We start from the raw sequence: 17,714 nt of genomic DNA, 5'->3' as shown, positions 1-17,714 counted from the left end.
GGTTGCCCCGGTTCATGGAAGCTATGTCCCATCCGTCACTGGAAGTGACGGGCATCACTCCCGGTCACTCCGGGGAGGTGTGGGATGGCTCGGGGTATATCGGGCGCCACGATGGGCGCCGGTACGGCTGCGGGGGATGCGGCCGGTGAAGCGTGTGGTGAGTACACACACCGCTGCTCCCCGTCGAACGACCACCGGCGGGGGCTTCGGCGGCCGCTGGATGCCGGCGAGCAGCTGGCATGGCGTCGGCCGAACGGCTGTCCGCCTGCGCCTTGCGCGATCGAGGGCTGCTGGACGTCGTGCGCCGCGGCGGAGCCGTGCGGACCGAGGTCACCGGGGCCGGGTGCCGCGTCCCGCGCGGAGATCGTTGCGCCGGGGCGGGGCTCTCGGGCCGGGCGCAACGGGATGTCCGGGTGCAGGGGGATGTACGGAGCGTAGCCGTCAGGGGTTTCGCCGCACGGCCTGGAGGTAGAGGGCGTACGTCGCAGGGGGCGGTGCGGCTCCTACCGGCCGGAGACGCGGTCCAGCCAGTCGCCGAGGAGTGCGCGTTCGTTGGGGGTGAGCTCCGTGAGCTCGGGCAGGGCGGCGCGCAGGGTGACGGCGGCGGCGACCGGACCGGCCGGTGCCGCGGCGGGTGCGCCGGCCAGGATGGCCGTGCAGACCGCCTCCCGGGCGAGGTCGGCGAGGGTCATGTCGCGTTCGCCCTCGGGTTGGCCGATGAGGGTGAACACGGTGCCCGTACCGGCCGACCGGATGAGGTCACCGGCGCGCCGCTCGGGCACGCGCAGGAGCCCGGCCCGGGCGAGGCGGGGTCGCCCGGGGCGTGGACGAGCGGATGGCGGGCTTCCTCCTCGGCTTCTACCGCAACGCACGGCAGGACGGCTTCGCCGGCGTCGACCCCCTGCTCGGCGAGCTCCTGGGCCGGGAACCGCGCACGGCACGCGATGTGCTCTCCCAGCCCACCGGCTGACAGCGGTAGCTGCCCCGCGGCCGTCCGGCCCCCTGACGGAACGATCCCTTCCTTGTCCCCAGTCGGTAACAGGGGTATGAGATGCCGAGGACAAGGGCAACCCGTTAGTGCAGGCCGGGCGGCCAATACGTCGACACCCGGACCGCGGCGCAGCGGCCGATCGGTGCGCGCCGTCTGCGCTCATAATCGAGGGTCGACAGCGGCCGCACAGGGCCGGCAACGGGGGATGCACCATGAACATTTCTGCTCGCACCAGCCACAGGAACTGGAAGGCCCACGTCCTCGGGGCGGCGACGGCCGCCGCGCTGCTCGCGTCCACGGCGTGTTCGCCGAACGAGGGCGACGGCCCGGACAACGGCAAGCCCTCGGGATCGGCGACCGCGCCGACCTCACAGGCGCCCTCGCCGAGCGCGAGCGCCTCACGGGAAACGCAGAAGCCCGACGACACGCCCTCGGCGACGCCGAGCCCCGCACCGACGAAGACCGGTGGTGGCGGCGACGGCGCCCTCGCCCTCTGCACCGCGGGCACCGTCTCGATCACCGCCACGAGCGCGGACGACCCGGGCGAGTCCGTCCGGCACGTCCTCTTCACCATCGAGAACACCGGCAGCAAGACCTGCGCCGTCTACCACTACCCCCACGTCCAGCTCGGGGGAGCCCGCGGGCTGGTCCCCGACATCAAGCTCGTCCCCGCGCCCAAGGACCCGTACGCCACCCTCGCTCCCGGCAAGGTGGCGTACGCCGCGATGGTCCTCAACGGCCCCATGGACGAGGCGCCGACGAAGAGCATCACCGTCCAGCTCCAGGACCGCACGTCCGGCAGCAAGATCGGCGAGCCGATCAAGGTCGCCATGCCCGGCGTCGACACGTTGTACTACAACGACTTCCTCCGCGTCACCCACTGGACGACCGACAAGGCCCTCGCCCTGCGCTTCATCATGGTGTCCTGACGAACCACCCCCCGGAGCGTTCCTCTAAGGTGACTCCACCGGCTGGTCCGTGCGCCCCGTGCGTACGGACAACAGCCGTCCTGACAGGGGGAGTCGGTGGAATCACTGCGGCCCGGCGACCCGCCGGAGATCGGCGGGTACCGCCTGCTGGCACGGCTCGGCGAGGGCGGGATGGGCGAGGTCTTCCTGGCCCGTACGGCGTCCGGCCGGCCGCTGGCCCTGAAGACCGTCCACCGGGAACTGAGCCGGGATCCCGAGTTCGCCGACCGCTTCGCGCGGGAGATACGCGCCAACGACCGCGTACGTTCCCCGTGGACGGTCTCCGTGGTGGACTTCAGCGCTCCCGGGGCGTCCCCGCAATGGCTCGCCACGGAGTACGTCGCCGCGCCCTCCCTGGGCGAATGGGTGCACCGGCACGGACCGCTGCCCGAGCCGGCCCTGTGGAGCCTGGCGCGGGAACTCCTCGCCGCCCTCGTGGCCGTACGGGCGGTGGGCATGGTCCACCGCGACATCAAGCCCGGCAACGTGCTGCTCGGCCGGGAGCGGCCCTTCCTCATCGACTTCGGCATCGCGCGCGCCGTGCAGGATCCGCGCCACACCCGGACCGGCGCGGTCATCGGCACGCCCGGCTTCCTCGCGCCGGAACAGGCGACCGGAGCCGTCACCGAAGCTCCGGCGGACGTGTTCTCGCTCGCCGCGGTCCTCGTCCACGCGGCCACCGGCCGCAGCCCGTTCCTGGCCGACGGCGAGGAGCCCTCGCTCGCCGGCCTCCTCTACCGGATCGTGCACGGCGAGCCCGCCCTCGACGGCGTTCCCGAGGGGCTCCGCTCCCTGCTGGGGGAGTGCCTGGCCAAGGAGCCGGGGCGGCGCCCGACCGCCGACGAGGTACTGGCCAGGGTGGCCGGGACCGGCGCCGCAGGGGAGCAGTGGAGCGGGGTGCTCCCACCCGCGCTGGCGGCGGAGGTGAGCCACCGGGAGGCCGAACTACGCCGCACCCTTGCCGCGTCCGAGCCGGTGCCGGTGCCGGTGCCGGTACCGGTGCCGGTACCCGTGCCCATGCCTCCTGTGGCACCTCCCGCAGCGTTCGCGGCGACACCGCCGCCGCCCTCCGTACTCCCCTCCGGGCCGCGGCGCGTGCCCTGGATGCCGGTGGCGGCCGTCGGCGTCGCCGCTCTCGTCGTCGCGGCCACCCTCGTGATCAAGATGCCTTGGAGTGGTCGCGGGGACGGGAAGGGGGACGGCGGAGGGAACGGATCGGCGACCCCGTCCGCTTCGGCGTCGGCGATGCCGCGGTCCTGGATCGGCACGTGGACCGGCACAGGTCCCGGGACACCCGACGCGGACGGAGTCTCGCAGGCCAGGACGGGCGAGTTCTCCGTCACGGTCACGCTGAACGCGGGCTCCGTCGGAGACCTCGTGGGCCGGCAGGTCAGCGAGGTGACGGAGACCGCCACCGGGCGGAACCTGGGGTGCACGGAGGCGCTGGAACTCCGGCAGACGAGCGGGGACAGGGCCGTCTTCGCGGCAGTGACCACCCACCCGACCGACCCCGCGGCCACCTTCGACTGCCCCCGGGGCAACCTCTACGTACTGACCCTGGCGGAACCGGACCGCCTGAAGCTGGAGGTCGAAGGGGCCCAGTCGGCGGGCGCCCCCGAGACGTTGACCCGCAGCGGCTAGGTGTATTGACCCGCAGGGTTGTTGACTCGGGTGATGGGTGGGTGTCCGCCCAGTGCGGTGTGGCTGCGGTGGTGGTTGTAGGTGTGGAGGAAGTCTGCCAGGGCCGCTGTCCGTTCCTGGTTGGAGGTGTAGGGCCGTAGGTAGGCCCATTCGTCCAGGAGGGTGCGGTTGAAGCGTTCGACTTTCCCGTTGGTTTGTGGCCGGTAGGGCCTGGTCTTCTTGTGGGCGATGCCGGCCGCGGCCAGGGCCTGGGTGAACAGCTTCGACTTGTAGCAGGAGCCGTTGTCGGTCAGGACGCGTTCGACGGTGATGCCGTGGCGGGTGAAGAAGACGTTCGCCCGTTGCCAGAACCCGGCGGCGGTTTCCTTGCGTTCGTCGGTGAGGACTTCGCTGTAGGCCAGACGGGAGTGGTCGTCGACCGCGGAATGGACGTAGGAGTAGCCGATCACTGGCGTGGAGCTTCTGCGCTCGGTGGTGCTGCTCTGGCGGTTTCGGTCGCCTGCCGTCCGGCCGACCGTGCGCCAGCCGCCACCGTCCGGGATGTTCCCGAGTTTCTTGATGTCGACGTGGATGAGTTCGCCCGGGTGCTCGCGTTCGTAGCGGCGGATCGGCTGCCCGGTGGGCCGGTCCAGCCAGGCCAGGCGGCCCAAACCGTGGCGGGTCAGGATCCGGTGCACGGTCGAGGCGGGCAGCCCCAGGATCGGGCCGATCCGGGCAGGGCCGAGCTTTCGGGTTCTGCGCAGGTCACAGACCCGGGCTTCGACCGCTGCGGTCGTGCGGTGCGGTGTTGTGCGCGGCCGGCTGGATCGGTCGTGCAGGCCCGCTTCGCCCTCGGTCCGCCATCGGCGGACCCACTTGTGGGCGGTGGCCCGCGAGATACCCATCTCGGCCGCGACGTGCGCGACGGGGCGGCCCGAGCGGACTCGTTCGACCAGCAGGCGCCTACCGAAGACGGTCAGCCGGGCATTACGGTGGGACACGAAGACCTCCGTCGTGCAATGGGTTCCTAGACAGCTCCCACCACACCGGAGGTCTTCGCCATGTTCAAGACCTCGGCAGTGTCAACAACGCTCGTGATCAATACAGCTAGGCCGTCTCTTCCGGATCGTGCCGTCCGGTGCCGCGGCGGCAATCCCCTTGATCAACGCTTGCGTTGAAGTGCACTCCAGCGCTTAGCGTCGGCCGCACGACCTGCGTGAAGGGGGAAGAACGTGCGGTACACACTGTTCGGAAAGACCGGTCTGCGCGTGAGCGAGCTGAGCCTCGGCGCGATGACCATGGGCGACGACCTCAGCTGGGGCGCCGACCAGAAGAGCAACGCCCGGATCGTCGACGCGTACGCGGACGCGGGCGGCAACTTCATCGACACGGCGAACATCTACGGCGACGGCAGTTCGGAGCGGATCCTCGGCAAGCTGCTCGACGGGCGGCGCGACGAGTTCGTACTGGCCACCAAGTACACCTGCGGGACCCGTGACGGCGACGTCAATGCGGCGGGCAACCACCGCAAGAACCTGGTGCGTTCGGTGGAGGCCAGCATGGAGCGGCTGCGCACCGACCACCTCGACATCCTCTGGGTGCACGCACGCGACAACTTCACCCCGGTCGAGGAAGTGATGCGCGCGCTGGACGACCTCGTACGCACCGGCAAGGTGCTGTACGTGGGCGTCTCGGACTGGCCCGCCTGGGAGATCGCTCAGGCGAACACCCTCGCCGAGCTCCGCGGGTGGTCTGCGTTCGCCGGTTCGCAGCTGCGCTACAACCTGCTGGAGCGGACCCCGGAACGTGAACTCCTGCCCCAGGCACGGGCGTTCGACCTCGCCGTGCTGGCCTGGGCGCCGCTCGCCGCCGGCAAGCTCACCGGCAAGTACCGCCGGGGCGAGGGAGGACGGCTGGACTCCTGGGGCGTCAAGGCGTCCCCGGAGGAGGAAGAGGTCATCAGCGTGGTCCTGGAGATCGCCGAGCAGGGCGGTTGGACCCCCGCCCAAGTGGCGCTGGCCTGGCTGCTGGGCCGCCCCGGAAACGTCGTTCCGATCATCGCGGCGACGAAGGAGAGCCAGCTCGTCGACAACCTCGGCTGCCTCGACGTCCGCCTCGACGCCGATGCGGTCGCGCGCCTCGACGAGGTGAGTGCCGTACCGCTCGGCTTCCCGCACGACTTCGTCCGGGAACCGTCCGTGGTCAAGACCATCTACGGCGACCGCTGGCACGCGATCGAGGACCGGCGCAGCACCTATCGCCGTACGGCCACCGACGTGCGCTAGGCCGTTTCCTTCGGATCACCTCGCCGACCAGATGAAGATGGCGGCGAGGTGGAAGTCCCGTGAGGTAGATGGTGGCGGTCTTGTCGTAGCGAGTGGCCAGACCGCGCCACTGCACGGCGGCCGAGGCGTTTGCGGTTCGCGGCCTGATCGGCGGGCTGGGGGATCACTGCCCGGATCCCGCGCCTCCGCAGATGCCCGCGGATCGCCCGCGACGAATAGGCCTTGTCGGTCAGGACCACATCTGGCGTGACCCTGGGACGGCCGATCCGCCTGGGCACCCCTAACCGAGCCATGACCTGCGCGAACGCGGGTGCGTCGCCAGCCTGGCCCGGCGTGATGACGAACGCCAGTGTCCGGCAGCGGCCGTCCGCGACAACCCAGTCCGGATCGCCGCCGGCGTCGGCCTGCGCGAGCAGGGTGGTGAAGACCTTCTCCCATGTGCCGTCCGCCGCCCACCCTGAGGGAGCGGCCTAGGCCGAAAGAGACGACCTGGCGCTGCAGAGGCTCACCGCGGTGTGGGCGAGCCAGCCGACGGCCGCGCCGACCGCGTACCAGAACAGGTCGGGCGGGTTGAAGGTGGACCCGAGGACGAGCCGGGCGACCGTGCTGTGCCGGGAGAGCTCCGCCGGTACCCCGCTGAGCTGGAGGAACTCCACCGTCCAGCTCACCGCGAGAGCGCCCGCGGCAGCGCGCAGGGCCGTCACCCGCGGCAGGGCCAGCACGATGAGGGCGAAGATCAGTACGGTGTACAGCGCGTCTCCGCCGTACTTGGCAAGGCTCCCCGCCGCCACGGCCCGTAGCCCCAGCCCCGCGCCGACGGTCACCACCACCGCAGCGGCTGCCGCGAGACGGGTCCGGGCGCGGCGGGGTCCGGCACGGTCACGACTCGCAGGCACGTAGATGGTCACGGCGACCACCCTGCCAGACGGCCGCCGCCGGTCATCCCCGGCCACCGCTCCCGCTCCCTTCGCGGAGCGGGAGCGCAGGGGTACGTGGGCTTCGTACCCAGGCGGGTTGAGTAGGGCGACTCATGCCGGACCGGACGGCGGCCGACACGCTGGGGGTACGAAGACCGCACACCCCGGAGGTTCGATTCCATGATCAGCCACGTCGCCGCCGCCCTGGCCCCGGTGTTCGGGCGGATGACCGTCTCCGAGGACGCGTCGGGCCCCGTCGCCGGCGGGACCATCCTGGCCGCCAACCACACCAGCCTGGCCGACCCCGTCATCGTGGTCGCCGCCCTGCGCCGGCTCGGCGTCGACCCGGTGATCATGGCCACGGCCGGGCTGTGGCGGGTCCCGGTGCTCGGCGGCGCTCTAGCCCGCGAAGGGCACATCCCGGTCCACCGGGGAACGGCCCGCGCGGCGAACTCCCTCGCCGACGCCGCCGCGGCCCTGGCCGCCGGGCGGTGCGTGCTGATGTACGGGGAAGGCGGGATCCCCGCTCGCCGCGACTCCGGCGAAGCCGCGCCCCTGCCCTTCCGCAGCGGCCTGGCCCGCCTCGCCCGTGCCACCGGAGCACCCGTCCGCCCCGTCGGTCAGGCCGGCGCCCGCCGCGTCAGCTCCGGGACGACGGCCAAACAACTCGCCGGAGTCCTCACGGCCCCGGTACGCCGGCCACGCATGCATGTCCACGTGGGTGCGCCCCTGTTCCTGCCGGACGGCCTCTGCGAGGCGACGGCCGCTGCCCACGGGGCGGTCACCTCGGCCTGGCGGACCGCGGTGTCCGGGCTCGCCGGAGTCGGCGCGCGGTAAGCCGCCATCCCCGCCCCGACGGGCTCCGTCAGAGGGCCGGGCGCAGGGCCGCGAGGTCACGGGCGGCGAGTCTGGATCGGGAGGACAGGGTGGTGTGCACCGCGTCCAGGACGGGCAGTTCGGCGTGGCTGCGGGCCAGGGCCACGTCCTTGGCCGCCGGCGCCACGGGGAAGCGCGAGCCCTCGGCGTAGGCCTGGGCCACCGCACCGGCCAGCGGCCCGCGGGTCGGCTCCGAGCGCAAGAGCGCCTCCGGCAGGCCCAACGAGGCGCCGAGTTGCAGGGCTTCGGCGACCCACAGCTCGCCGGAGGCGGCCCGGTCCACGCTGCCCATGACCGGGGCGTCGGTCAGCAGCACCATGGAAGGCAGCCGCGCCGCCAAGTCCCGTACGGCCTGGGGGTCGACGGTGGGGGTGTCGATCCAGTGGGTACCGGGCCGCAGGGCCGGCAGCAGCTCCTCGGCGACGGCGTGCAGGGCCGCCGGGTCGGCGAGCATGGTGATCACGAGGCGGCCGTGCCCGGCTGCCGCACGCCAAGGCTGGACGAACGGATCTACGTGGCGGGGCACCGCGGCCACGCGCCGGCCGGACGGCGCTCGGCCCGGCTGCCCGAGTTCGCCGGGGAGGAGCGGATCGCCGCGAGCAGCCGCCCCGAGGAAACCCTGATGGCCGGCGCCCGTTCCGGGCGGTAGGTCAACGGCCTTGCACTGAAGTCGCGTTGGTGCTCACTCGCCCTTCCCTGGCCGTACGGACGCCCCAGGGCCGGGGGAGTCCGTGGCGAGTGAGCTGGAACTCGCCCGTCCGGGCGTACGGACGTTCTAGCGTGCCGGCCATGACCTCGATCAGGTTTCGGCGGGCCCTGCTGCTCGCCCTCGCTTCCGTCCTGCTCTGCGTCCCCCGGACGGCCACGGCCCAGACCCCTCCGGACCCCGCGTCCGCCACGCCGACGACGGCGACACCCGACCGCCCCTCCTACGAGGTGTCGCTCCGTGGCAACGCCGACGGCTCGCGCTGGACCGGCCGCCAGACGGTGTCCTTCCGCAACTCCGCCCGAACCCCACTGCGTTCGGTGGACATCAGGCTGTGGGGCAACGGCGCCGACGGCTGCGGAACCCGGGAGGCCCCGTCCCCGGTCCGGGTGGGCCGGGTCACCGGAGGCACCCCGCGGCCGCTCGTCGTCGCCTGTACCGCCCTGCAGATCGACCTGCCCGCGCCGCTCCCGTACGGGGCGCGCACGAGCATCTCCTTCGACGTGGACATCACCGTCCCGGACCGCGTCCACCGCTTCGGCAAGGACGGTGCGCACCGCTACCTCGGCAACGCGCTGCCCCTGCTGTCCGTACGCGATGCCCAGGGCCGCCACCTCGACCCCGACGTGGGGTTCGGCGAGAGCTTCTACACCCTGACCGGCGACTTCCGCGTCGTCCTCGACCACCCCACCGCCCTCGTCGTCCCCGCTACGGGCACCACCACCCGCCGCCTGGGCGCACCCGGCCGCACGGTCAGCACCAGCGTCGCGCACGGGGTACGGGACTTCGCGTGGGCGGCGGGTCCCTTCCTGTCGAAAATGGTGACCACGCCGGGCGGAGTCCGGCTGAACGCCTACTGGACCGCCGTCACCTCCCCCGAGGGCGTCGCCAAGGACCTGAAGGACGCCGTCGGCTCGGTCGACGAGTTCGGCAAGCGCTTCGGGCGCTACCCCTACGGCGAGCTCGACCTCGTCATGAGCGACAACCTCGACGAGTTCGGCAACATGGAGTTCCCCGGCCTCGTCCTGCTGTGGACCGAACCGGAGGGGTCGGCCGTCGTCCACGAGATCGCCCACCAGTGGTTCTACGGCATCGTCGGCAACGACCAGTTCACGTCACCCTGGCTGGACGAATCCTTCGCCCAGTACGCGAACCAGTCGTACTACGGCGACGACACCAGCACCTGCTGGGAGGACCAACCCGCCTGGCCCAGCGACGCGGCCGCCCTCACCCGCTCCATGGCCTACTACGCGGACGGCCGCCGCTCGGAGTTCGTACGAGTCGTCTACATGCGCGGCTCCTGCGCCCTGCACGACCTGGAACGCACCCTGGGCACCCCGGCGATGACGGCCGTCCTCCGCGACTACGTCCACGACCACTGGCAGGGCGTCTCCACCACCGCGGACTTCAAGCGCGCGGCCCAGGCGGCAACGTCCCAGGACCTCGCCCCGTTCTGGACGGAACACCGGATCCACTGACCACGTACGGCACAAATCCCCGGGCGTGAAGGGATCTTCCGGTGGCACCATGCCGTGTCATGGCAGCAGACGAGAGCAAGAGCAGCGGAAGCGCGTTCCAGGCCGGTCAGACGGGACTGGTCGTCAGGATCCCGGAGGCCGAGCCGGTCGTCCGCGGGTGGCGCGAACGGCTCGACCCTTCGGCCCGGGCCGGAGTGCCCGCACACGTCACCGTGCTCTTCCCGTTCCTCGAGGAGAGCCGACTGGATCCGCTGGTCCACGCCGCCCTGGAGGACGTGCTGCGCTGCCACCCGGCGTTCGACCTGCGGTTCGAGAAGTGCGGACGGCTTCCCGAGGTCCTGTACCTCGTTCCGGAACCCGCTGCGCCACTGATCCGGCTCACGGAGGCGATCGCCGACCGATGGCCCGAGGCTCCGCCGTACGGCGGCCGGTTCGCCGAGATCGTGCCGCACCTGACCATCGCCCAAGGCCAGGACGACGCCGTCCTGGAGGAGATCGAGGCCGACCTCGGCGGCAGGCTCCCCTTCACCTCCCACGTCTCGTCCGTCGAGCTCATGGTCCACGACGGCGCGAAGTGGCGTACGCGTGCTTCGTTCGCACTCGGAGACCGACCCCGACACCGCCCCTGAACCCTCTCGGGGGCGGTGTCGGGGTCGGTCCCGGGTCGGTCCCCGATGTCCGGCGCGAGCACCGTCCGTAGCGTCGTTCCCATGTGGAGAAACGGGAAGAACGGGACCGGCGGCAAGCGCCGGATGTCGCCTTGGAAGCGGGCCCTGCTGATCCTCGGATCGCTGGTCGCGACCTTCGCTCTGGTCATAGGGGTGCTCTTCACCTGGCTCTACACCGGAGCCAAGGTGTCGACCCTCGGTGCGGTGGACTTCCGCAACGCCCTCGCGGTGCCGCCCCTCGCCGCCTCCACCGTGGAAGCGGACGGAACACGCGTCTTCGACCTGAGGATGCAGCCGGGGGAGACCGAGTTCACCCCCGGGGCCAAGACACCCACCTGGGGCTTCAACGGGAGCCACCTCGGCCCCACGCTCCGCGCGGCGAAGGGGGAGAAGGTCCGGGTGAAGGTGGCCAATGCCCTGCCGGAGGCCTCCAGCGTCCACTGGCACGGCATGCACCTGCCCGCCGCGATGGACGGCGGCCCGCACCAGATGGTCCCGGCGGGCGGCAGTTGGGCCCCCGAATGGACGGTGGAGCAGCCGGCCTCGACGCTCTGGTACCACCCGCACCCCCACGGCGCGACCGAGTCGCACGTCCAGCGCGGCCTCGCGGGCCTGTTCCTCCTGGACGACGCGCAATCGACGGCCCTGCCCCTGCCCAAGACCTACGGGGTCGACGACATCCCTGTCATCGTCCAGGACGTGTCCTTCGACGGCGCGAAGTTCGACCACGGCCACAAGCTGATGCGCAACGTCGGCTTCCTCGGCGACCGGACGATGGTCAACGGCACCCTGGACCCGTACGTCACCGTCCAGGACGAACTGGTCCGTCTGCGACTGCTGAACGCCTCCACCGCCCGCGTCTACACCTTCGGCTTCGACGACGGCCGCACATTCCGGCAGATCGCCTCGGACGGCGGCCTCCTCGAAGCCCCGCACACGACCGACCGCCTGCGCCTGTCGCCGGGCGAGCGCGCGGAGGTCGTCGTACGAATACGGCCGGGCGAGCGGACGGTCCTGCGCTCGTATCCCCTGGACGCCGGCCTGGACTTCTGGAACCAGCGCTTCGGCGGTGGCGACGACTCCTTCGACGTGATGCAGCTGCGCGGGGCGCCCACCCTGCGCCCGTCGGCCGAGCTGCCGCAGGCCCTGGTCGCCTCGGCGCTCCCCACCGGTGCGGACTCGGTACGCAGCCGCTTCTTCGAGCTCAAGATGTCCGGCATCAACGGCCGCAAGATGGACATGTCCCGGGTGGACGAGACGGTCACCCGCGGCACGGCCGAGACCTGGACCCTGCGCAACAACGACGGGATGCCGCACAACTTCCACGTCCACGACGTCCAGTTCCGCGTACTCGACGTCAACGGCTCCGCCCCGCCCCCGCCGTTGCGCGGGCCGAAGGACACCGTCTTCATCCCGTCCGGTACGACGGTCCGCATAGCCCTGCGCTTCGACGGCCCCGCGGACCCGGACACCCCGTACATGTACCACTGCCACCTCCTCTACCACGAGGACGAGGGCATGATGGGCCAGTTCACGGTCCTGGACCCGGGCAAACCGACACCCACCCCCAAACTCCCGCCCACCTCCGGCACACACCAGCACTAGAGGTGCGTGCAGAAGTCCGGGTTTCGAACCATCGGTCCCGCTGTGACTCGGGGAGGTCCCGTCCGCATCAGGGGCAGAAGCCGATGGTGATGCTCGACGTGCCACCGTCGTGGACGATCAGCCTCGGCTTTCCGGTGATCGATTCGATGACCAGAAGCAGATCTCGCTTCTGTGATGATCACCGGTCAGACGGCCTAGGGGCGGGCATCCCATCGGTGGAGGAGGGATCCGTCCCGCCCGAATACGTCCATGCGGTAGCCCTTGGCCGTGGAGAGCTGCTCGGATTCCCTGAGGTACGAGACGACGGAATCGCGCTGCTTCTCGAAGAGCGCGTTGTCCGACTCGCTCCGCGTGGTCCGGAGGATCAGCAGCGGAGCCTCACCGGGCACCGTCTCCTGCTGGATGGCGTACACGTCCTTGTCCCCGCCCGCTTGCTGATACCGCTCGGCCAGCCCGAGGGCGGTCGACGGTGCGGCCGTGCTCGTCACGGTCGGACCGGCCGACGAAACGGCGCCCTCGTGTTCCGTACATGCCGTCAGGGCAAGTGCGCAGCCGGCGATCAGAGAGGCCGTTCGTACGCACGTCCGTATCCGCATGCCGCTCCTCCACTCGCTCACCACAAAGCCGGGTCGGCTTCATTCTCACCCGTCGACGGGCCGCCGGAGCACGGGGGGCCCGTCGGGAGTTGACCCCGGGGTGTGACGGAAGGTCAAGCGGGAGGCTCCCGTTGGCCCACGAGGGGCACGGCAAGGACGTCATCGAGTACGTCGTGCCGAACATCGTGGCCACGATGCGCATGATGCCCAGGAGCGTCCGTCCCGAGACCATTCCCGCCATGGACGACCGACTTCGCCACCCGCATGATCACCGATGTCCTGGGCGGCGCGGAAGAAGACGGAAACCGACGCCCGCCGTCCCTCGCGAGCACCGCCCTGGGGGCGATCTTCGGGTTTCCGTGATGTGGTGCTGGGAGCGCCGATGAGTTTCGCGGCCACTGGCTGTCTACCTCTGTGTAGGACCGAAACCCCAGCAGCCGCCCCGAAAGGGTGAGGAACATGAAGTACATGATCCAGATGAACGTGCCTGCCGCCGAGTGGGACGCCATCATGTCCTCCTACTCCGAGGACGACATGAAGGCCATGTTCGCCCACATGGGCGCCCTCAACGAAGACATCACCGCCGCCGGCGAATGGGTGGACGGGCAGGGCCTCGGCGGTCCCTCGCTGGTCAAGACGGTACGAGCCGGAAGCGACGGGCGGCCGCAGGTGACCGACGGGCCGGCCTACGAGGGACAGATCCTGGCCGGGTACTGGCTGGTCGACGTCAAGAGCGAGGACCGGGCCCTGGAGATCGCCGCACGGGCGTCGGCCTGCCCCGGCCCGGGAGGAACGCCGGGCAGCGACCCGGTCGAGGTCCATCCCATCCCCGCGGACCCGACCCAGGCCTGAGCCGAGCGGGCCGCGCTCGCCGTCACGGCGAGCGCGTCCCTACGGTGAGCGCGACCGCAACCGCAACCGCTACGGCGAGGGCGAGGCCGTCCTCGGCAGGGTGGTCGCGGCCCGGTCCGCCACGAGGCGGATCGCGGCGATCGTGAGGTCCGGGTCGTGGATTTGGACGTAGTGATCGCTACCGGTCGCCAGCAAGTGCGGGGTCTGCGGCCGCAAGCCCACAAGGGCCTGCTGTGCCTTGGGCCAGGCCTTCTCCAGCTTCGCCACCAGATCCTTCGCCATCGTGGGCGGCACGGCGAAGGGCTCGGTCTTGCTGAGCACCGCGACGGGAACCGGGGGCAGCGGCCCGCCGCGGTCGATGGCGGTGACCCCGCCCTCGATGTCCACCTGCTCGAAGTCCGGATCGGCGTCGAACGGAGTACCGGGATGCCGCAGCGCCTCCACGTACGCCGCCCAGTCCGACCCCATCGCGGGCTTCAGGGCCGGCCCCAGGGCATCGACCAGGACCAGCCCGCGCGTCCGCTCAGGGTGCTCCTGCGCATAGTGCAGCGCGAGCATCCCACCGAAGGAGTGACCCGCCAGCAGGTACGGACCGGGCACGTGTGCGGCCGTCAGGAGCCGGTCCAGGTCCTGGACCATGGCGTCCAGGGCCCGGGTGCCCTGTACGGGTGTGCTCCGGTCGGTGAGCGCGGGTGGCTCCGTGTAGCGGATGGTCCCCGGCCGGTCGTAGGTGCACACCAGGGTGAAGGCGGCCACACCCGGGAGTACCGCCGGCGCCTTGGGCACGGGCGGGGTGGTGTCGGTCAGGGACCACGGGTCGGAGGCCTCGTGCAGACCGGCGAGCAGCACCACGGTCGGACTCCCCGAGCCCGCGCAGTGCAGGTACAGGCTCCGCCCGCCGCCGATGTCCACGCGCTGCTCTGTGTCACCACTGCCCGGCGGCGGCGCGGCGGCCACGAGCAGCACGGCGGCCAACGCAGCCACCGCCGCACCAGGCGCACGCCATCGCATACCCCCAGCCTCCCTCGCTCCCCTGCGCCCCGCCATCCGGGCCCGCCGCCGGATTCCGGTCCCGGCGACGGGGGACGGGCACGGGGGAGGGGGTGCGAGGGCGGCACCTGTCACACCATGAGCAGGAGCCGGGTGTTCGGGACGAGCTTCCGGTTGACGCTGGTGCTCTGCACGAAGATCGTGAAATCGTCGTTGTGGTCGGGCTTGACCCGCGCCTCCACCGCCGGCAGCCCGAGCAGGGCCCGGGCCTCGGGCCCCTTGTACACCCGGTCCGTCTTCTTCTCCAGCACCGCGATCTGCTTCTTCGCCTGGATCTTCTCCGGCTTGCTCAGCTGGTAGAACGCGCCACCGGTGCGGTAGGTGTGCCCGGACTCGACGACCCACTCCCGGATCGCCGCGTCACGGGCCACCGGGAGCAGCTGGTACGCGGAGGGGTCCACCGGAGCGAGGCCGGCCGCCTTGATGGTGTCCTTGTTGACCGTGTCCCCGCCGGTGGAGAACACCGCCCGCGATCCCCGGATGCCCTTGGCGCGGCCCACCATGAACTTCTCGGTGGCCTCCTTGATGACCTGCCCGGCCTCCTCCAGCCCCTGCGTGCTCGTGGCGTCCCAGATGGCGATGTTCTCCTTCGGGAAGCCGCACTGCATGGCCTCGCGCTTGCCCATCTGGTCCGGCACGAGGACGGCCAGCGTCCAGTTGTCCTCCTGCGTCGCGATCATCTCGGCGACGGCCTTGACCAGTTCACGCGGATCCCGGGCGGGAGCGTCCGGGGAGCGGTGGCTGGCGTTCTCCTGCCCGTCCGTCAGCACGAACGTCAGGAAGCTGTGGTCGCCGTACAGCTGGGCCGTCTGGGCCAGCTCGCGCTGCGACTTCAGCGAAGCCGCCAGCAGCGCCGTCATCCCACCGGTCCGGTACAGCTGCTTCAGCGAGGGCATCCGGAGCACGTCCTTGTCGTAGACGACGCACTCCACCTTGTCCGCGAAGACGTACACCGTGACGCGGGTCTCCTGGTCCAGTTCACCGGACCGGCGGGCCAGGTACGCGATCTGCTGATCGGCGACTTCGACGACCTTGCGGCTCAGGTGCGACATGGACGAACTGGCATCCAACACAAGAGCAACGTGGTTGATGTAGTTCTGGTTTCCGGACATGGAAGCTCCCCCTCGTTCCGACTGGATGCTCCTACCGTCTCATCCACCACTGACAATCGATCTTGGCTCCGATGCCCGACCCGGAGGCGGCACGGGGGCGTGAACTCGGCCGCGCGCCGGGTCTCGTGGGGGTCGCGTGGGGGTGTCGAAACGTTACGCCCGCGGCGTTCGAGTGAACGGTCGTTCCTGTCGGCTCCGCCGGGCGTTGAATCGGCTGACGCACCCAGCCATGGGAGCGTCCCCAGATCCTGAGTCCTTAGGGGAACCAATGCGTATTCGCTCTGCCGTCACCGCCTCCGTCCTCGCCGCCGGCATCCTGCTGGGTGGCGCCGGCGCGGCCCTCGCCAACGACGGTGTCGACATCGACTACTTCTCGGGCGGCCACAAGGCCTTCTCGTCCAACTGCTCGTCCGCGGCCGCCGTCCCGGCGCCCTTCGGCCCCGTCTACACCTCCTCCTGCGCGAAGGACGGCGAGGCGGAGTGGGTCAAGGGTTCCCACCTCGGCGCCTAGTAAGAACTTCCGGCCCGGGCCGGCGCGCGGGGGCGGTCGGACGGTGACGTCCGCCGCCCCCGCGGTGTGAGCGGACTCAGCGGGTCCTGCCCTGCGCCCCGAGCCGACGCCGTACGGCCAGGACCAGCACCGCCGTGGCGAGTACGACCACACCGCCCAGCCGCAGGATGGCGTCGTAGGCCTCCTCGGGCGACCGCTGCGGCGTCATCGCCGAGATCCCCGCGGCCGCCGCGGCCAGCGCGATCGCACCTCCGGTGACCAGGAACGTCAGCAGGACCCCCGATGCCTCCCCGGCCCTGGCCGGAGGGACGATCTGCTGGGTCGCCACGCTGGCGTAGGTCCAGCCCAGCCCGAGCCCCAGGCCGCACCACGCGAACACCGGTACGTACAGCCACCAGGCGGTGACCTGGGTCAGCGCGTACATCCCCGTGCCCGCGCCGATTCCGGCCAGTGCCATCACCGTGGTCGGCCGCAGGTGCCGGCCCAGCCGCGCTCCCAGCGGCCCGCTGAGCGCCACCAGCAGCGCCGGGGCCAGAAAGACGGTGCCGGCCAGGAGCGGCGAGAGCCCCCGTACGCCCTGGAGGTAGAGGGTGGCGAGGAAGACGGTGACCCCGTAGCCCATGTTCGTGAGCGTGCCCATCCCGGTGACCAGGACGTACGGGACGTCCTGGAACAGCCGCAGATCGATCAGCGGGTGCCGGGCCAGCCGCTCCCGTACGAGGAACAGCCCGCCGCCCACCACCGCCACCGCGAAGCCGCCGAGGGTGCGGGCACTGCTCCACCCCCAGGCGTCCGCGCGTTCCACGCTCAGGGTGAGGGCGGCCAGCGCCCCGACGATCAGGGCGCATCCGAGCAGATCGAGCTCGCGCGGCGCCGACGCGTCGCGCGAGTCGGGGACGTACGCGAGAGCGGTGAGCAGCGAGAACAGGCTCAGCGGCGCCATCAGCCAGAAGATCCAGCGCCAGCCGGGCCCCTCGGTGAACCCCCCGCCCACGAAGGGCCCGATCGCGGTCCCGGTGTTGGCGACGCCGAACACGGCGCCCAGGGCCTTGGCTCGGGACTCCTCGGGAAAGGTGTTGGTGATCACGGACACGGCCACCGGGAAGACGAACGCGGCGCCCACCCCCTGGGCGATCCGGGCCACGACCAGCGGACCGAGGCCGGGAGCCAGCGCGCATCCCACGGTGCCGGCGGTGAACAGGGCGGTTCCCGCCAGCAGCGTGCCGCGCCGGCCGAACACGTCCCCCACCCGGCCGCCGACGATGAAGAAGCAGCCGATGGCGAGCATGTACGCGGACAAGGTCCACTGCGCGGCCGACACCGTGACGCCGAGCTCCGCGGCGATCCCCGGGATGGCGAGGTTGAGCGCGAAGAAGTCGAGCTGGATGCAGAACAGGGCGACGGCGACCGCGATGAAGGCCCCTTTCCGCGCCGTGGCGGAAGTCTCAGCGCGCATGAGGGCCATTCCTCTCAGCGGTC

Annotated in this window: 19 protein-coding genes and 1 pseudogene; 11 read left to right on the top strand and 9 right to left on the bottom strand. The window is 71.3% G+C overall.

The features are described from left to right. Positions 1–503 precede the first annotated feature (503 nt). Entirely contained in the window at positions 504–782 is a 279-nt protein-coding gene (locus OHA37_RS01365) for a hypothetical protein (protein WP_266901560.1), read from the bottom strand. A 41-nt stretch (positions 783–823) separates the two neighbouring features. Between OHA37_RS01365 and OHA37_RS01360 the strand changes: the two genes are divergently transcribed. The 3 genes from OHA37_RS01360 to OHA37_RS01350 all read left to right on the top strand — a co-directional run bounded on the left by OHA37_RS01360 (position 824) and on the right by OHA37_RS01350 (position 3,600). Next, on the top strand, positions 824–970 hold the full coding sequence (locus tag OHA37_RS01360) for a hypothetical protein (RefSeq protein ID WP_266901558.1): 147 nt from the start codon (positions 824–826) through the stop codon (positions 968–970). Positions 971–1,203: 233 nt separating this feature from the next. Then, the gene (locus OHA37_RS01355) at positions 1,204–1,920 is read left to right on the top strand and encodes a DUF4232 domain-containing protein (protein WP_266901556.1); all 717 of its coding nucleotides are present in this window, start codon (positions 1,204–1,206) and stop codon (positions 1,918–1,920) included. 96 nt (positions 1,921–2,016) lie between these two features. Further along, complete coding sequence (locus OHA37_RS01350) at positions 2,017–3,600, top strand: serine/threonine-protein kinase (RefSeq protein ID WP_266901554.1); 1,584 nt, start codon at positions 2,017–2,019, stop codon at positions 3,598–3,600. Here the strand turns inward: OHA37_RS01350 and OHA37_RS01345 are convergent. Beyond that, positions 3,597–4,580, bottom strand: a complete 984-nt coding sequence (locus OHA37_RS01345) for an IS481 family transposase (protein ID WP_266901552.1) — start codon at positions 4,578–4,580, stop codon at positions 3,597–3,599. The two genes, OHA37_RS01350 and OHA37_RS01345, sit on opposite strands and share 4 nt — an antisense overlap. A 231-nt stretch (positions 4,581–4,811) precedes the next feature. Between OHA37_RS01345 and OHA37_RS01340 the strand changes: the two genes are divergently transcribed. Further along, positions 4,812–5,864 (top strand): aldo/keto reductase, encoded by a 1,053-nt coding sequence (locus OHA37_RS01340; protein ID WP_266901550.1) that lies wholly within the window; start codon positions 4,812–4,814, stop codon positions 5,862–5,864. A gap of 15 nt (positions 5,865–5,879) precedes the next feature. Here the strand turns inward: OHA37_RS01340 and OHA37_RS01335 are convergent. Both OHA37_RS01335 and OHA37_RS01330 read right to left on the bottom strand, forming a co-directional pair. Further along, positions 5,880–6,241: pseudogene (locus OHA37_RS01335) on the bottom strand (transposase); the annotation flags it as partial. 93 nt (positions 6,242–6,334) lie between these two features. Continuing rightward, positions 6,335–6,772: a ribosomal maturation YjgA family protein gene (locus OHA37_RS01330; RefSeq protein WP_443046096.1), complete on the bottom strand. Its 438-nt coding sequence runs from the start codon at positions 6,770–6,772 to the stop codon at positions 6,335–6,337. A gap of 189 nt (positions 6,773–6,961) precedes the next feature. On the opposite strand from OHA37_RS01330, the gene OHA37_RS01325 reads away from it, so the two are divergent. After that, a complete protein-coding gene (locus tag OHA37_RS01325) occupies positions 6,962–7,618 on the top strand; it encodes a lysophospholipid acyltransferase family protein (protein WP_266901548.1) in 657 nt (218 codons plus the stop codon). 28 nt (positions 7,619–7,646) lie between these two features. Here OHA37_RS01325 and OHA37_RS01320 read toward each other — a convergent pair whose 3' ends face one another. Beyond that, entirely contained in the window at positions 7,647–8,111 is a 465-nt protein-coding gene (locus OHA37_RS01320; RefSeq protein ID WP_328694618.1) for an NAD(P)-binding domain-containing protein, read from the bottom strand. Positions 8,112–8,129: 18 nt separating this feature from the next. Here OHA37_RS01320 and OHA37_RS01315 point away from each other — a divergent pair, with 18 nt between their 5' ends. From OHA37_RS01315 to OHA37_RS01300, 4 genes are all read left to right on the top strand, one after another. Continuing rightward, the gene (locus OHA37_RS01315; RefSeq protein ID WP_328692922.1) at positions 8,130–8,306 is read left to right on the top strand and encodes a hypothetical protein; all 177 of its coding nucleotides are present in this window, start codon (positions 8,130–8,132) and stop codon (positions 8,304–8,306) included. 140 nt (positions 8,307–8,446) lie between these two features. Continuing rightward, positions 8,447–9,841 (top strand): M1 family metallopeptidase, encoded by a 1,395-nt coding sequence (locus OHA37_RS01310; protein ID WP_266901542.1) that lies wholly within the window; start codon positions 8,447–8,449, stop codon positions 9,839–9,841. Between the two features lie 59 nt (positions 9,842–9,900). Further along, the gene (locus OHA37_RS01305; RefSeq protein WP_266901540.1) at positions 9,901–10,470 is read left to right on the top strand and encodes a 2'-5' RNA ligase family protein; all 570 of its coding nucleotides are present in this window, start codon (positions 9,901–9,903) and stop codon (positions 10,468–10,470) included. 81 nt (positions 10,471–10,551) lie between these two features. Next, the gene (locus tag OHA37_RS01300) at positions 10,552–12,114 is read left to right on the top strand and encodes a multicopper oxidase family protein (protein WP_266901538.1); all 1,563 of its coding nucleotides are present in this window, start codon (positions 10,552–10,554) and stop codon (positions 12,112–12,114) included. Positions 12,115–12,308: 194 nt separating this feature from the next. Here OHA37_RS01300 and OHA37_RS01295 read toward each other — a convergent pair whose 3' ends face one another. Further along, positions 12,309–12,602: a hypothetical protein gene (locus OHA37_RS01295; RefSeq protein ID WP_266901536.1), complete on the bottom strand. Its 294-nt coding sequence runs from the start codon at positions 12,600–12,602 to the stop codon at positions 12,309–12,311. A 567-nt stretch (positions 12,603–13,169) separates the two neighbouring features. Here OHA37_RS01295 and OHA37_RS01285 point away from each other — a divergent pair. Further along, positions 13,170–13,562 (top strand): YciI family protein, encoded by a 393-nt coding sequence (locus OHA37_RS01285; RefSeq protein WP_266901534.1) that lies wholly within the window; start codon positions 13,170–13,172, stop codon positions 13,560–13,562. 69 nt (positions 13,563–13,631) lie between these two features. Here the strand turns inward: OHA37_RS01285 and OHA37_RS01280 are convergent, their stop codons facing one another. Together OHA37_RS01280 and OHA37_RS01275 are read right to left on the bottom strand one after the other, a co-directional pair. Further along, the gene (locus tag OHA37_RS01280) at positions 13,632–14,546 is read right to left on the bottom strand and encodes an alpha/beta fold hydrolase (RefSeq protein ID WP_266901532.1); all 915 of its coding nucleotides are present in this window, start codon (positions 14,544–14,546) and stop codon (positions 13,632–13,634) included. A gap of 137 nt (positions 14,547–14,683) precedes the next feature. Further along, positions 14,684–15,724, bottom strand: coding sequence for a vWA domain-containing protein (locus OHA37_RS01275; RefSeq protein WP_266901530.1), 1,041 nt, complete (start codon positions 15,722–15,724; stop codon positions 14,684–14,686). 268 nt (positions 15,725–15,992) lie between these two features. Between OHA37_RS01275 and OHA37_RS01270 the strand changes: the two genes are divergently transcribed. Next, on the top strand, positions 15,993–16,235 hold the full coding sequence (locus OHA37_RS01270) for a hypothetical protein (protein ID WP_266901528.1): 243 nt from the start codon (positions 15,993–15,995) through the stop codon (positions 16,233–16,235). A gap of 76 nt (positions 16,236–16,311) precedes the next feature. On the opposite strand, the gene OHA37_RS01265 is transcribed toward OHA37_RS01270, so the two are convergent. Further along, positions 16,312–17,691, bottom strand: a complete 1,380-nt coding sequence (locus tag OHA37_RS01265; RefSeq protein WP_266901526.1) for an MFS transporter — start codon at positions 17,689–17,691, stop codon at positions 16,312–16,314. Positions 17,692–17,714 lie beyond the last annotated feature (23 nt).

Origin of the sequence: Streptomyces sp. NBC_00335 (assembly GCF_036127095.1) — a bacterium.
Taxonomy (GTDB): domain Bacteria; phylum Actinomycetota; class Actinomycetes; order Streptomycetales; family Streptomycetaceae; genus Streptomyces.
The sequence above is the reverse complement of the archived record's forward strand: the minus strand, read 5'-3'. Positions and strand labels throughout refer to the sequence as shown.